The 13,333-nt window shown below is 68.1% G+C and carries 16 protein-coding genes and 1 riboswitch; of the genes, 11 read left to right on the top strand and 5 right to left on the bottom strand.

All coding sequences use genetic code 11. The features are described 5' to 3' along the window. The first annotated feature begins 157 nt into the window (after positions 1 to 157). The 3 genes from WA944_RS11310 (at position 158) to sepH (ending at position 4,022) form a co-directional block, all read left to right on the top strand. On the top strand, positions 158 to 1,885 hold the full coding sequence (locus tag WA944_RS11310) for an IS1634 family transposase (RefSeq protein WP_526646939.1): 1,728 nt from the start codon (positions 158 to 160) through the stop codon (positions 1,883 to 1,885). Positions 1,886 to 2,032: 147 nt separating this feature from the next. Continuing rightward, positions 2,033 to 2,959 carry a UTP--glucose-1-phosphate uridylyltransferase gene (locus tag WA944_RS11305; protein ID WP_526373068.1) on the top strand — a complete coding sequence of 309 codons (927 nt, stop codon included), beginning with the start codon at positions 2,033 to 2,035 and terminating at the stop codon, positions 2,957 to 2,959. 283 nt (positions 2,960 to 3,242) lie between these two features. Continuing rightward, positions 3,243 to 4,022, top strand: coding sequence for a septation protein SepH (gene sepH, locus WA944_RS11300; protein ID WP_526609963.1), 780 nt, complete (start codon positions 3,243 to 3,245; stop codon positions 4,020 to 4,022). On the opposite strand, the gene WA944_RS11295 is transcribed toward sepH, so the two are convergent. Both WA944_RS11295 and WA944_RS11290 read right to left on the bottom strand, forming a co-directional pair. Beyond that, on the bottom strand, positions 3,990 to 4,268 hold the full coding sequence (locus WA944_RS11295) for a DUF2537 domain-containing protein (protein ID WP_526609961.1): 279 nt from the start codon (positions 4,266 to 4,268) through the stop codon (positions 3,990 to 3,992). The genes sepH and WA944_RS11295 overlap by 33 nt on opposite strands. Continuing rightward, positions 4,265 to 5,080: a TrmH family RNA methyltransferase gene (locus WA944_RS11290; protein ID WP_526609959.1), complete on the bottom strand. Its 816-nt coding sequence runs from the start codon at positions 5,078 to 5,080 to the stop codon at positions 4,265 to 4,267. The genes WA944_RS11295 and WA944_RS11290 overlap by 4 nt, the downstream gene beginning before the upstream one ends. Before the next feature lie 107 nt (positions 5,081 to 5,187). Between WA944_RS11290 and WA944_RS11285 the strand changes: the two genes are divergently transcribed. Both WA944_RS11285 and WA944_RS11280 read left to right on the top strand, forming a co-directional pair. After that, positions 5,188 to 5,439 (top strand): DUF2530 domain-containing protein, encoded by a 252-nt coding sequence (locus WA944_RS11285; protein ID WP_526373097.1) that lies wholly within the window; start codon positions 5,188 to 5,190, stop codon positions 5,437 to 5,439. A gap of 8 nt (positions 5,440 to 5,447) precedes the next feature. Then, complete coding sequence (locus WA944_RS11280; protein WP_526609957.1) at positions 5,448 to 5,900, top strand: SRPBCC family protein; 453 nt, start codon at positions 5,448 to 5,450, stop codon at positions 5,898 to 5,900. Here the strand turns inward: WA944_RS11280 and WA944_RS11275 are convergent. Further along, entirely contained in the window at positions 5,897 to 6,715 is an 819-nt protein-coding gene (locus tag WA944_RS11275) for a DUF3027 domain-containing protein (protein WP_526646937.1), read from the bottom strand. The genes WA944_RS11280 and WA944_RS11275 overlap by 4 nt on opposite strands. Positions 6,716 to 6,896: 181 nt before the next feature. Here WA944_RS11275 and WA944_RS11270 point away from each other — a divergent pair, with 181 nt between their 5' ends. Both WA944_RS11270 and WA944_RS11265 read left to right on the top strand, forming a co-directional pair. Further along, positions 6,897 to 8,513 carry an MFS transporter gene (locus WA944_RS11270; protein WP_526372323.1) on the top strand — a complete coding sequence of 539 codons (1,617 nt, stop codon included), beginning with the start codon at positions 6,897 to 6,899 and terminating at the stop codon, positions 8,511 to 8,513. Beyond that, complete coding sequence (locus tag WA944_RS11265) at positions 8,510 to 9,004, top strand: DUF2771 family protein (RefSeq protein ID WP_526372320.1); 495 nt, start codon at positions 8,510 to 8,512, stop codon at positions 9,002 to 9,004. Before WA944_RS11270 ends, WA944_RS11265 begins: the two co-directional genes overlap by 4 nt. Here the strand turns inward: WA944_RS11265 and WA944_RS11260 are convergent. Together WA944_RS11260 and WA944_RS11255 are read right to left on the bottom strand one after the other, a co-directional pair. Beyond that, positions 8,989 to 10,005 (bottom strand): glutathione S-transferase family protein, encoded by a 1,017-nt coding sequence (locus WA944_RS11260; RefSeq protein WP_526372319.1) that lies wholly within the window; start codon positions 10,003 to 10,005, stop codon positions 8,989 to 8,991. The genes WA944_RS11265 and WA944_RS11260 overlap by 16 nt on opposite strands. Beyond that, positions 10,002 to 10,412 (bottom strand): cold-shock protein, encoded by a 411-nt coding sequence (locus WA944_RS11255; RefSeq protein ID WP_526372322.1) that lies wholly within the window; start codon positions 10,410 to 10,412, stop codon positions 10,002 to 10,004. The genes WA944_RS11260 and WA944_RS11255 overlap by 4 nt, the downstream gene beginning before the upstream one ends. A gap of 187 nt (positions 10,413 to 10,599) precedes the next feature. On the opposite strand from WA944_RS11255, the gene WA944_RS11250 reads away from it, so the two are divergent. The 4 genes from WA944_RS11250 to WA944_RS11235 form a co-directional block, all read left to right on the top strand. Beyond that, positions 10,600 to 11,004 (top strand): YccF domain-containing protein, encoded by a 405-nt coding sequence (locus tag WA944_RS11250; RefSeq protein WP_526372318.1) that lies wholly within the window; start codon positions 10,600 to 10,602, stop codon positions 11,002 to 11,004. Continuing rightward, entirely contained in the window at positions 11,001 to 12,071 is a 1,071-nt protein-coding gene (gene moaA / locus WA944_RS11245) for a GTP 3',8-cyclase MoaA (protein ID WP_526372317.1), read from the top strand. Before WA944_RS11250 ends, moaA begins: the two co-directional genes overlap by 4 nt. A 3-nt stretch (positions 12,072 to 12,074) precedes the next feature. Continuing rightward, positions 12,075 to 12,341 carry a MoaD/ThiS family protein gene (locus WA944_RS11240; RefSeq protein WP_526372316.1) on the top strand — a complete coding sequence of 89 codons (267 nt, stop codon included), beginning with the start codon at positions 12,075 to 12,077 and terminating at the stop codon, positions 12,339 to 12,341. A gap of 282 nt (positions 12,342 to 12,623) precedes the next feature. After that, a riboswitch (cyclic di-AMP (ydaO/yuaA leader) is annotated at positions 12,624 to 12,797 on the top strand. Between the two features lie 8 nt (positions 12,798 to 12,805). After that, positions 12,806 to 13,333: transglycosylase family protein (locus WA944_RS11235; protein ID WP_526646935.1), on the top strand; the 528-nt coding region annotated here is incomplete at its 3' end.

Here is a 13,333-nt window from a genome sequence, read left to right as displayed (position 1 = left end):
CCCGACTTCCGCAGTTTGTAGGCACATTGCGGGGTAGCGTGGAGCGATTGTGCTGGTAGGAGGCTTGGGGGGTCGCCGAATCGGCGAATTCGTGTAGGCACACGACTATTGGCGTGTCGCTGGCTCCGGCCAGCGGATATGTGATACTCCTGTAGGGGTGTACCTGCGGGAGAGCAAGCGGCGCAACCGTGACGGGTCGACGGTGTCGTATCTGCAGCTGGCGCATAGCGAGCGCCACCCGGTTTCCGGGGTGCCCTCGGCGAAGGTGATCCACAGCTTCGGCCGCGCCGACACCGTGGATCGCGACGCGCTGGCCCGACTGGTCGCCTCGATCTCGCGGTTCCTCGACCCGCAGCAGGCGATTACGGCCGCGCACACTGGCGAGATCGACATCCTGGACTCGCGCTGCTTCGGCGGGGCGTGGCTGCTCGACCAACTCTGGGGCCGGCTGGGTGTTGGCGCTGCGGTGCACCGGATCGCCGCGGAGCGGCGCTTGGACGCGGAGGTGACCGAGCGGGTGCTGTTTTCGCTGGTGGCGCAGCGGGCGCTGGAACCGGGCAGCAAGCGTGCCGCCACCGGCTGGGTGGCCGAGCGGGTCGCGATCACCGGCTGCCCGGGGTTTTCCGACGACGCGGCGTATCGGGCGATGGACTTCCTGCTCGACGCCCTGCCTGAGATCGCCGCTCAGATCTTCGACTCGGTTGCGCACCTGCTCAACCTCGACGTCGACATCGTCTTCGTCGACACCACCTCCACCTACTGGGAGGTCGATGTGCCTGACGAACTGTCCGAGCTTGAGCCCGAACCGCAGCCCGACGACGGCACGGCGAAGCCGGCCGAATGCGGGGCGCGCCGGTTCGGCAAGTCCAAGGACCACCGCGACGACCTGCCGCAGGTTGTGATCGCCATGGCGGTCACCCGCGACGGAATCCCGGTGCGCTGCTGGACCTTTGCCGGAAGCGAAAGCGATCAGCGGATCATCCGCACGGTCAAAGACGACCTGGGAGCCTGGAACCTGCACCGGCTGGTGTGGGTCGCAGACCGCGGCTTCGCCTCCGCGGCAAACCGCACCTACCTGACCCGCGGCGGCGGGCACTACATTCACGCCGAGAAGCTGCGCCGCACCAACGCCGAGGCCGCTGCCGCGCTGGCCCGTCCCGGCCGCTACCACGACGTCGCCGGCAACCTGCGGGTCAAAGAGGTCCGAGTCGCCCCCGGCGGCGGCACCGACGAGGGGGCACGCACCGAGCGGTTCGTGGTCTGTCACAACCCCGATGCCGCCGACCGTGACGCGACGGTCCGTCAGCGGCTCATCGAACACCTCTCGGCGCTGATCGAGGGCTCCGATGCCTGGTCCAAGCGCCGCCGCGATGAGTTCGTCGGCTCTTTGAAGGGCAAGCCGGGGCTGCGCCGGCTGTTGCGGCGCACCCAGAGCGGGTTGCTGCGCATCGACCGCGCCGCCGCCGCGCGCGAAGCCCACTACGACGGCAAGTGGCTGCTGCGCACTTCCGATCTCACCCTGACCGCCGAGGACCTGGCCGCCGCCTACAAGCAGCTGCTCGCCGTGGAACGCGGCTGGCGCGACTGCAAAACCAGCCTCGGGCTGCGCCCGGTCTACCACCACCGCGAGGACCGTATCCGCGCTCACGTCCAATTGTGTTGGCTAGCACTGCTGCTCATCCGGTTCGCCGAAACCCGCACCGGCGACACCTGGCGCAACCTGCGCCACGAACTCGACCGCATGCACCTGGTCACCATCGCCACCGCCGACGGCTGCGTCGCCCAACGATCAACGACCACCACCGGACAGAAGACCATCCTGGCCGCCCTCGACCTGCCCGAACCGCCCAAATACCTGGACTTCACACCAGTCGCCGCCGACTGACAAACGCACCCGGATCACGCGTCGTGTAGTAACACGACCCAACTCGGCTTATCAAACGTTTACGCTGGTCAACGCCAAAATCCGGCTATCCATGTGCCCACTATCTGCGGAAGTCAGGTCTATCGATTGCGGCTTATTGTGCTTCGCATGACGGCTACATCGGCATCAATTCCGCACACCGCCATCGTCCCCGCCGCCGGTCTGGGCACCCGGTTCCTTCCAGCGACCAAGACCGTCCCCAAGGAGTTACTCCCCGTCGTCGACACACCCGGCATCGAATTGGTCGCTGCCGAAGCGGCGCAGGCCGGCGTCGACCGACTGGTGATCGTGACCTCGGAGGGCAAAGACGGCGTGGTGGCACACTTCGTCGAGGATCTGGTACTGGAGGCGCGGGGCAAGCTGGTGATGCTCGAAAAGGTCCGCCGGGCCCCGGCGTTGATCAAGGTCGAATCGGTAGTCCAGCGCCGACCGCTCGGACTCGGTCATGCCATCGCTTGCGTCGAGCCGGTGCTGCTGCCCGATGAAGACGCTGTGGCGGTGCTGCTGCCCGATGACCTCGTGCTACCCACCGGCGTGCTGGAAACCATGTCGAGAGTACGCGCCAAGCGCGGCGGTTCTGTGCTGTGCGCCATCGAGGTGCCACCTGACGACATCAGCGCCTACGGCGTGTTCGACGTCGAGACGGTGCCCGACGCGGTGAATCCGAATGTATTGCGGGTCAACGGAATGGTCGAGAAGCCCAAGGCCGAGGACGCACCCTCACCGTTCGCCGCGGCCGGCCGCTACATTCTGGATCGCACGATCTTCGACGCGCTGCGCAAGATCGAGCACGGGGTCGGCGGCGAGATTCAACTAACCGACGCCATCGCGTTGCTTATCGATGAGGGTCACCCGGTTCATGTTGTGGTGCACCGTGGTACCCGGCACGACCTGGGCAATCCCGCGGGATACCTGAAGGCCTCCGTGGACTTCGCCCTCGAACGCGACGACTATGGCGACGAACTGCGGCACTGGCTCATGCAGCGCCTCGGGCTACCTGCCCAGCCGCAGACGGGTTCGCCGACCCGGACGTGATCCGCGCTCAGGTGATCCTCATCGAACTCCACTCTGGTCGCCCAGGATGTGCACCATACCGTCATGTTGATACCAGGGCGGTCACCCACCGACGATCGATGCGTTAGAAGACATCACCTACCCCAGCTCAGAGGGCACTTCACTTATTCCGACATCCCACGACCAGCCATTCCACTGGTAGATCGAGGTTGAGCCGGCTGCCGCGTGTCACCGCGGTTACGGACTGATAACGCAGTAGGGTCACCTCCGTATCGGGTTTGCCATCAGCCCGGAGGAGGTCGTAATGCGGGAACTCAGGGTCCTAGGACTCGACGTCGACAGCCGACGGATCATCTGCGAAACCGACGACTCCACGGAGAAGTTCGTGCTGCGCTCCGACGAGCGCCTCAAGGCCGCGGTACGCGGCGACCAAGTCGGCTCAAACCAAACCACGATCGAGGTCGAGGTCAAAAACGTGCTGCGCCCCAAAGAGATTCAGGCAAAAATCCGCTCAGGAGCGTCCGTCGATCAGGTCGCGTCGGCGTCCGGGATGGACATCTCCCGCGTCGAGCGATTTGCCCACCCGGTTCTGCTGGAGCGCGCCCGCGCCGCCGAACTGGCCACCGCGGCCCATCCCGTGCTCGCCGACGGCCCGTCGGTGTTGACCCTGCTGGAGACCGTGACCACCGCACTCGTCGCCCGGGGCCTGGACCCCGACGTCACGAACTGGGACGCCTGGCGCAACGAGGACGGCCGGTGGACCGTGCAGATGTCGTGGACCGCCGGACGGTCCGACCTACAGGCGCACTTCCGGTTCGCCCCGGGGGCGCACGGCGGCACCGTCACGGCCTTCGATGACGCGGCGTGCGAGCTGATCGACCCCAGCTTCGCCCGTCCCCTGCGGCCCCTGGCGCCGGTGGCGCAACTGGCGCTCGACGAGCCGGAGGCCCCGCTGACGCCGCCGACCGAGGCGCCCGAGCCGCCCCCGACGACCAAGCCGCCACGTCCGAAGAAAGGCCGGCCTGCCGTCCCGGCCTGGGAGGACGTCCTGCTAGGCGTTCGTTCCAGCGGCGGCCAGCGCTAGCAGGGCAATCCAGGAAACCCCGACGCCGACAGCTGAACCGAGCACAAACCAGCGCCAGACCGGCACCTTGCGCCACCCCCACACCGTCGGGGCGAGGCCGCCGACAGCGACCAGGTTCAGTCCTACCGCGAGCAGCGGATGAACCCGTGCCAGCCCGATGCTGAGCACAACGATGGCCGCGCCGATCACTGCGGCGACAAACGCCGCCACCGTCAGACCTGTTGCCCACGGCGTGGAATCGGTCACTTCTCGAGCCTATCCCGCTCGTAGAAGGCCAGCGCCGCGGCTGTCGCCACGTTGAGCGAGTCGGTTCCCCGCGACATCGGGATCCGCACGCGTACGTCGCTCGACCGCATCGTCCGCTCCTGCAGTCCCGGCCCCTCCGCGCCGACCATGATCGCCACCCGCTGCCCGGCCAACCCCGGCATCGCCTCCGCCAGCGACTGTGCACCCGGGTCAGGCGTCATCGCCAACAGCCGAAATCCGGCCTCCCGCAACAGTTCAAGGTCGGCGGGCCAATCCTGGGCCCTGGTGAACGGCACCAGCAACGCGTGTCCCATCGAGACACGCACAGCACGCCGGTACAGCGGGTCGGCGCAACCGCTGCCGAAGACCACCGCATCCACTCCGAGTCCCGCGGCATTGCGAAAGACAGAGCCGAGGTTCTCGTGGTCGTTGACACCTTCGAGGACGGCGACGGTTCTGGCGCCGTCGAGCACCTGCGGCACCGCCAGCTCGGTCGCGCGCGACGCCGAGGCGAGCACCCCCCGGTTCAGGTGAAAACCGACGACCTCCGCCATCACCTCGGCCGTCGCCCGGTAGAACGGTGCGGCCACACCGTCGAGGTCGGCACCGAGTTCAGCTCGCCGCCGCTCGGTCCCCAGGAGCGCCCGCGGCGTGAACCGGGACGCGAGCATGCGCTGCACCACCAGCACGCCCTCGGCGATCACCAGCCCCTTCCCTGTGGGCAGGTCCGGTCGCCGGTCGACGCTGTTGAGGTCCCGGAAGTCATCGAGCCGGCGGTCGCCGGCGTCGGCGACGTCGATCACGTTGGCCATCACTCGTTTTGGTCGCCATCGACAACGTATCCGACGGCACTCACAGCGACGAGACTACCGAGTTGGTCTCGGGCTGTGATCACCGATCGGCTACGTTGAACACAGTGATGAGCGACCATCGACCCCCGGAGCCCCCAGCGCTGCCTGCGGCGCTGCTCGCGCCGTGGCCTGTCATCGTGGCCATCACCTGTGGCTGGTTGGTCGCGGCAGTGCTTGCGTTCACCGTGAGCTCGCTGCACGACTGGCGGCCCATCACCGTCGCCGGACTCGGGGTCGGGGTTTTTGGCACATCGATATTTCTGTGGCAACGTCACGCCGTGCGTCGCGGATCTCGTGGCGCCCAGAGCGGCCTCACCTAGGAGAAGCCATGGCAGCACCTGTCTTGCAAGCCCAGATCGACATCAACGCCCCGGTTTCCAAGGTGTGGGGACTGGTCTCGGATCTGAGCAAGATGCCGCAATGGAGTCCGCAGTGCCGCCTGATGAAGCCGATCGGCGGACTGCGTCAGGGCGCTCGCACCGTGAACTTCAATCGGCGCGGCCTGCTCTTCTGGCCGACGACGAGTCGCATCACCGAGCTGATCCCCGAGCAGAAGCTGGCGTTCCGGGTCAACGAGAACCACACCGTCTGGACCTACGAACTCGAGCCGACGGAGGCCGGCACCCGGCTGGTCGAGACCCGCCACGCCGAGAACGGCACCACGGCGGTGTCCAATTTCCTGGTCAACTCCGTGATGGGCGGGGTGCCCAGCTTCGAAGATGAACTGGTCGAGGGTATGAACGCTTCGCTGGCCCGCATCAAGGCGGCCGCGGAGAGCTAACTGTCGGGGGGCTCCACCACGTCGAGGACGCCGTCGTCGTACGGGTCGTGCACCGGCGATCCGGTCCCGGCGGGCGCAGGTGTGTCCGAATGGGCTCCGCACCCGTACTCGGCGTCGACCACGTGACCGTCGGATGCCAACTCGTTGGCGCACACGCCGAACATCACACCCAGTGCCCCGCCGAGCGGCACGTAGAAGCCGCAGTCGCGACACATCCGCCGGGTGGCCCTGGCCATCGACGACCCGGGCCCGCGCTCGCCGTCGTGCCAGCGTTGCGCGGCCTCGTTGCGACCCCACAGGCTCAGCACCTGTCGACGTCCCAGCCCGACCTCGACGGCGACGTCGTCGATCTGCGGATCTCCGGTCGCCGTATAGCCCGGCGCCAGGCGGGGGTCGTCGGTCGCCGGGGCGAGAAGATCACCGGGGCCCAGATCGCCGGGGCGGACCCGTTCGTCCCAGGGCACCCATTTCGGTGCGAGCAACGCGGTCGGGCCCGGTACCAGCACCACCTCGCTGATGGTGGCCTGCGCCGCTCCCGGGCATGCGGCGACGACAACCGCCCACTGCCACCCCTGATAGCCCGGCAGCTGGGCAAGGAAGCGGTGGGTAGCCGCCGTCGGATCTTCGAAGCCGGCGCCGAGGTACTCGCCGACGGTGTCCTTCCCGCTGAACTCGACGATCGCCGCACGGGCCTCGTCGACAGCACCCATCAGCACCGCCTCGAGGCCAGGGGAGGCGTCGGCGGACGACGGGTCCGGATCCGTCGCCTCGGGCGTATCGACGTTCTGCTGGTCGGGTTCCGTCACGCTGTCCATCGCCTCCAATCTTGCACGACAGGGCCGAGGTGTAGCCACACCGGCCGCCCACACGCCCAGCGTCGTCCGCATGGGGGAGAATCAACGCGTGACCGGAGCGCGGCGTGACCACCGGGGCCCCGAGGGGCAACCGGGTGAACGCTACTACCCACCGCGCCCACCTGCGGGGGAACACCCGGGGATGGCCAACTACCCCAGCGACCCGTTGCACACCCCCGGCCACCGCTCGTCGCGCCGCACTCCCCCGACCAAACGCAGCGCCAATCGATGGCTGCCACCCTTGGACGAGAACGCCCGCCACACCACGCCGCACCGCGACCGTTTCGACCCGCCACCCGGCCGGCTGGGGGCGGGCGCCGGCGAGAAGGTCACCGTGACGCGGGCGGCAGCGCAGCGCAGCCGGGAAATGGGCTCGAGGATGTACGGCCTGGTGCACCGCGCCGCCACCGCCGACGGCGCGGACAAATCCGGCCTGACCGCCCTGACCTGGCCGGTGGTCGCGAACTTCGCGGTGGACGCGGCGATGGCGGTGGCGCTCGCCAACACGTTGTTCTTCGCCGCGGCGTCCGGGGAGAGCAAGGGCAAGGTCGCCCTGTACCTGCTCATCACGATCGCACCGTTCGCCGTCATCGCCCCACTGATCGGGCCGGCGCTGGACCGGCTCCAGCACGGCCGCAGGGTCGCGCTGGCCACCTCGTTCGCGCTGCGCACCGTGCTGGCCGTGATCCTCATCGCCAACTTCGACAGCGCCACGGGCAGCTTCCCGTCCTGGGTGCTCTACCCGTGTGCCCTCGGCATGATGGTGTTGTCGAAGTCGTTCTCGGTGCTTCGCGGCGCCGTCACCCCGCGGGTGCTGCCACCCTCGATCGACCTCGTCCGGGTGAACTCCCGGCTGACCACCTTCGGGCTGCTTGGCGGCACCCTAGTCGGCGGCGGCATCGCAGCGGCCGCGGAATGGGGTTTCCAGCTCTTCGCGATGCCCGGCGCGCTGTACATCGTGGTCGCAGTGACTGTGGCCGGCGCCGGGCTGGCGATGCGCATCCCCAAGTGGGTGGAGGTCACCGAGGGTGAGGTGCCGACCACCCTGAGTTACCACGGCGGGGCCGACGACCTGCGCCGCCGGCCCGAACCGTACAGCTTGACGACAAGAGCCCGGCAGCCCCTGGGCCGCAACATCATCACCGCGCTGTGGGGCAACTGCACCGTCAAGGTGATGGTCGGCTTCCTGTTCCTGTACCCGGCGTTCGTCGCCAAGGCGCATGACGCCAGCGGCTGGGAGCAGTTGCGCATCCTCGGGCTGATCGGCGCCGCAGCGGCCATCGGCAACTTCACCGGCAATTTCACCGCCGCGCGCCTCAAGCTCGGTCACCCCGCACGGCTGGTGGTGCGCTGCGCCATCGCGGTCACGGCTGTGGCGCTGGCGACCGCGCTGACCGGCAACCTGATGGTCGCAGCGGCAGCCACGCTGATCACGTCGGGAGCAAGCGCCATCGCCAAGGCATCGCTGGACGCGTCGCTGCAGGACGACCTACCGGAGGAATCGCGGGCCTCGGCGTTCGGCCGGTCCGAGTCGTTGCTGCAGCTGGCGTGGGTCGCCGGCGGCGCGACCGGGGTGTTGATCTACACCGAGCTGTGGGCGGGTTTCACGACGATCACCGCCATCCTGATGCTCGGTCTCGCCCAGACGATCGTGAGCTACCGCGGTGAATCGTTGATCCCCGGCCTCGGCGGCAATCGGCCGGTGCTCGCCGAGCAGGAAGGTGGGCGGAGCGACGCGACGGCGGTGACGCACGAGTGAAACGTTTGGTCGCCGTGCTCGCGGCGGTGGCGCTGGTGGCTTCCACCGGCACCGGCGTGCTGGTGTGGCAGCTCACCAGAGACCACGAGCCCCAGCTACCGGAGATCTCCGCGTACTCGCACGGCGACCTGACTCGGGTGGGTCCGTACCGGTTCTGTGAGGTGCTCAACCCCACCGACTGCGTGGTGCCCGGCGAGCAGGGCGAGCTGCCGGTGACGGGCCGCCACCCGGTCCAGCTGTCGGTGCCGACGGCGATCGCGCAGGCACCGTGGGTGCTGCTGCGCGCCTACGAGGACGACGATGTCATCGAGGAGTTCCGCCCCGAGAGCAGGCTTGCGGTGACGATTCCCACCGTCGACCCACAGCGGGGCCGGCTCACCGGCATCGCCGTGCAGTTGCCGACCCTGGTCCGCGACGAGACGGGCAACGAGTTCCCGGTGCCGCATGCCGAGTGGTCGGTGCGGACCGTCTGGGGTCAGCCGGCCGAATGAGCGGCGGGGACGCGCTCGTCCTCCCGCGGCGGCCCCGGAGGCGACCCGTCTCCGAACGGCCTGCCGCCCAACGCTTCCCGGCCGTGCGGCGTCAGCCAGTTCGCCAGGTCCGGACCCTTCGGCACGACTCGGGTGGGGTTGATGTCGGTGTGGACGATGTAGTAGTGCTGCTTGATCTGGACGAAGTCGGTTGTGTCACCGAACCCCGGGGTCTGGAAGAGGTCTCGCGCATAGGCCCACAGCACCGGCATCTCGGCGAGCTTGCTCCGGTTGGCCTTGAAGTGGCCGTGGTAGACGGCGTCGAAGCGGGCCAGCGTGGTGAACAGCCGCACGTCGGCCTCGGTGATGGTGCCCCCCACCAGATAACGCTGGTCGGTCAGCCGATCGGAGAGCCAGTCGAGCGCGGTGAACAACCGGTCGTAGGCCTTCTCGTAGGCCTTCTGCGTTCCGGCGAACCCGCATCGGTACACCCCGTTGTTGATCTCGGTGTAGACCCGCTGTGCGACCTCGTTGATTTCGTCGCGCCAGCGTTCGGGGTACAGCTGCGGCGCACCGTCACGGTGGTGGGCGGTCCATTCGGTCGAGAAGTCCAACGTGATCCGGGCGAAGTCGTTGGTCACCACCTGTCCCGTCGGGACGTCGACGATCGCGGGAACCGTCACCCCTTTCGGGTAGTCGGGAACGCGCTTGTTGTAGGCGTCGCGGAGATAGTGGATCCCCAGCACCGAGTCGACCCCGCCGGGGTCGAGGTCGAAGGTCCAGCTCCGCTCATCGTGGGTGGGGCCGCAGAAAGCGATGGAAAGAGCGTCTTCCAGACCCAACAGCCGCCGCACGATGATCGTGCGGTTGGCCCACGGGCACGCTCGGGCGACGACGAGCCGGTAGCGACCGGGCTCGACGGGGTAGCCGTCGCGGCCGTCGGCGGTGATCCGGGTGTCAATGTAGGCGGTGTCGCGGGTGAAGTCACCATCGGCGGTCGAGGAGTCGGCGACGTAGCTCATGCGTCGAGTTCGCGGGCGACGGCCTTGACCACTTCGGAGACCCTGCGGGCCACCTTGCGGTCCGGGTAGCGGCCTTTGCGCAACTCCGGCTGCACCGCACCCTCCAACAGCGTGATCATGTCCTCGACCATGCCGTGCAACTCGTCGGGCGTGTGCTTGTGCTCGACGGCCGAGGCTTCTCGCCGGGTTTTGCTCAGGCTCGGCGGGGGGTCGATCAGCTTCAGGGTCAGCGCCTGCGGGCCACGACGGCCGGCAGCCACCCCGAACTCGACGCGCTGCCCGGCCTTGAGGCCTTCAACACCGGCGGGCAACGCCGAGGACCGCACGTAGACGTCCTCGCCGTCTTCCTGCGACAGGAACCCGAAGCCCTTCTCCGCGTCGTACCACTTCACCCGGCCGGTCGGCACTGGTCTCACCCGCTTGTCTCTTTGAACCAATTTGTCTCTTTGAACCAATAAATGTCTGCACCTGTCGGGTACATAACTAACGCGCCCCGCCTGCGCCGGGACGCGTCCGAAAAGATCTTACTCGGACGCCGGCGCGGCCAGCATCCCCTGATGTCGGTAGGCTGCAGTCACCGTTGGAGGAAAGAAGATGCGACTGATACTCAATGTCATCTGGTTGATCTTCGGCGGCGTGTGGCTAGCGTTGGGGTACCTGTTGGCTGCCCTGATCTGCTTCATCCTGATCGTCACGATCCCATTCGGGTTCGCGGCGCTGCGCATTGCGTCGTATGCGCTGTGGCCGTTCGGTCGCACGATCGTCGACAAGCCCGGCACCCGCCCCGGCGCCCTGGTCGGCAACGTCATCTGGGTCATCCTGTGCGGGGTGTGGCTGGCGATCGGCCACATCGTCAGTGCGGTCGCGATGGCCATCACGATCATCGGCATCCCGCTGGCTCTGGCCAACCTCAAGATGATCCCGGTGTCCCTGATGCCGCTGGGCAAGGAGATCGTGCCCGTCGACTCGGTCGACGCCACCGCCGGAGCCCTGCGGTGACGGTGGTTTCGCTCGGGGTGCCGTCGGTGCACCGTCCCAGGCCACCGGCACCGCCGGACGGTCCGCTGGTCGACACATTCGGTCGGGTCGCGACCGACCTACGCGTCTCGCTGACCGACCTGTGCAATCTGCGCTGTACCTATTGCATGCCTGCCGAGGGCCTGGACTGGCTGCCGAGTGATCAGAAGTTGAGTTCCGCAGAACTCGCCCGGCTGCTCCACGTCGCGGTCACCCGGCTCGGAATCACCAGCGTCCGGTTCACCGGCGGCGAGCCGCTGGTGCTCCCCCATCTGGAGGACGTGATCGCCAGGACGGCGGCGCTGGACCCGCGCCCGGAGATCACGTTGACCACCAACGGTGTCGGGCTCGAGCGCCGCGCCGCAGGCCTGAAGGACGCCGGACTGGACCGCATCAACGTGTCGCTGGACACCGTGGACGCCGCCCACTTCGCGGCGATCACCCGCCGCGACCGGCTGGGCGACGTGCTGGCCGGACTGCAGGCCGCCAAGGCCGCGGGGCTGAGCCCGGTAAAGGTCAACGCGGTACTCGACCCGGTCACCGGGCTCGACGATGCGGTGGCGCTGCTGCGCTTCTGTCTGGAGCACGGCTACCAGCTGCGCATCATCGAGCAGATGCCGCTCGACGCCGGCCACACGTGGCAGCGAGGGCGCGCCATCACCGCCGAGGACGTGCGGCGCACACTGCAGCGGGACTTCACGTTGACCCCTGACCCGGCCCCGCGTGGTTCGGCCCCGGCTCAGCTGTGGCAGGTCTCTTCGGCCGAGACCGGCGACCGGGTGCTCGGTCGAGTCGGCATCATCGCATCGGTGTCGCAGGCATTCTGCGCGGCCTGTGACCGGACCAGGCTCACCGCCGACGGGCAGGTCCGCAACTGCCTGTTCTCCACTGAGGAGACCGATCTGCGCGCCCTGCTGCGCTCCGGGGCCGATGACGACGCTCTGGAGGCGGCGTGGCGGGCCGAGATGTGGGCCAAAGCCGCCGGTCACGGGATCAACGACCCCGACTTCGTCCAGCCTGACCGGCCGATGAGCGCGATCGGCGGCTAGTCCATGCAGGCAGGCCCAGAAGTGCGGGTGACCGTGCGGTACTTCGCCGCGGCTCGTGCTGCGGCGGGCGCCGAAACCGAAACGGTCGCGCTGCACGCCGGAACGACGATCGCCGAGTTGATCGATGCGCTCAAAGCTCGGGACTCGGAGCTGTCCCGGGTGCTGGCCCGGTGTTCGTTCCTGCGCGACGGAATCGCGGTGCGTGACATGGAATCTGCTCTCGGGGATGCGCAGACCGTGGACGTGCTGCCGCCCTTCGCCGGCGGCTGAGACGGTGCCGTTATCAAAGTATTCCGTGATTTGCGTCACATAACAGGACGGTCACGGGATGGCTACGGCGCGGTTTCGGCGCGTGGCACCTGCAGGAACAACGCAGTTTCCTGGGTTTTTAGAGTTTTTTTAGTATTTGCCGCGGTCAGAAACGCCGACGCGGCCAGAAGGTGACGGGGCCGAAGCCACCGGTTACCGTCTTGACTCAGGTCGTCGACCCCAAACCCGACGGCCCGCCGTGTGACCAATTGCGCCGAGCTCCATCCGTTGGTCCGCGGGGACATCGAGACACAACCTGGATGGAGGCGGGGGACCCACCGGTCCACCGAACACAAGGGACCTGGGGCCGTTTCCGGCTCCTAGGGGTGAAGCCGTTCTCGTTTCGACGATGGCGGCCGGGCGACCTCTCCAGCCCGAACCCGACAGCTGACCTCGCGGGCGCTTCAGAGAGGACCACACGCACTATGAGTGGACGGCATCGCAAGCCCACTTCGTCATCAGTCAGCGTCGCCAAGATCGCCTTCACCGGCGCGGTCATCGGCGGTAGCGGCGTCGTACTCGCCGGGCAGGCCGGCGCGGCAACCGACAGCGAATGGGATCGCGTCGCCAGCTGCGAATCCGGCGGCAACTGGGCCATCAATACCGGCAACGGTTACCACGGTGGTCTTCAGTTCGCGCCGAGCACCTGGTCCGGACACGGCGGTGCCGAGTTCGCGCCGGTCGCCCATCAGGCCACCAAGGAAGAACAGATCGCCGTCGCTGAGCGTGTCCTGGCGTCCCAGGGCAAGGGTGCATGGCCGTCGTGCGGCGGGCCGCTCTCCGCCGCCACGCCGCGCAATGTGGTCGACGAGCCCCAGCCTGTGGATCCGGTCGCGCTGAACGGCGAGTTGCCGCCGCCTCCTCCCATCGATCCGTTCGCGCCGCCACCTCCGCCGCCCACGCCGTTCGACGCGATGTCGGCCCCCCTGCCTGCGGCACCGCCGCCGCCGGCA

The sequence above is a fragment of the Mycobacterium sp. genome (genome assembly GCF_049683355.1).
GTDB lineage: Bacteria > Actinomycetota > Actinomycetes > Mycobacteriales > Mycobacteriaceae > Mycobacterium.
The sequence above is the reverse complement of the archived record's forward strand: the minus strand, read 5'-3'. Positions and strand labels throughout refer to the sequence as shown.

Coding starts and splice junctions, on each gene's coding strand:
- WA944_RS11290 (WP_526609959.1), bottom strand. CDS start 5,080: ATGGCCAACGTGATCGACGTCGCCGACGCCGGCGACCGCCGGCTCGAT.
- WA944_RS11280 (WP_526609957.1), top strand. CDS start 5,448: ATGGCAGCACCTGTCTTGCAAGCCCAGATCGACATCAACGCCCCGGTT.
- sepH (WP_526609963.1), top strand. CDS start 3,243: ATGCGGGAACTCAGGGTCCTAGGACTCGACGTCGACAGCCGACGGATC.
- WA944_RS11270 (WP_526372323.1), top strand. CDS start 6,897: ATGGCCAACTACCCCAGCGACCCGTTGCACACCCCCGGCCACCGCTCG.
- WA944_RS11250 (WP_526372318.1), top strand. CDS start 10,600: ATGCGACTGATACTCAATGTCATCTGGTTGATCTTCGGCGGCGTGTGG.
- WA944_RS11240 (WP_526372316.1), top strand. CDS start 12,075: ATGCAGGCAGGCCCAGAAGTGCGGGTGACCGTGCGGTACTTCGCCGCG.
- WA944_RS11275 (WP_526646937.1), bottom strand. CDS start 6,715: ATGGACAGCGTGACGGAACCCGACCAGCAGAACGTCGATACGCCCGAG.
- WA944_RS11260 (WP_526372319.1), bottom strand. CDS start 10,005: ATGAGCTACGTCGCCGACTCCTCGACCGCCGATGGTGACTTCACCCGC.
- WA944_RS11305 (WP_526373068.1), top strand. CDS start 2,033: ATGACGGCTACATCGGCATCAATTCCGCACACCGCCATCGTCCCCGCC.
- WA944_RS11285 (WP_526373097.1), top strand. CDS start 5,188: ATGAGCGACCATCGACCCCCGGAGCCCCCAGCGCTGCCTGCGGCGCTG.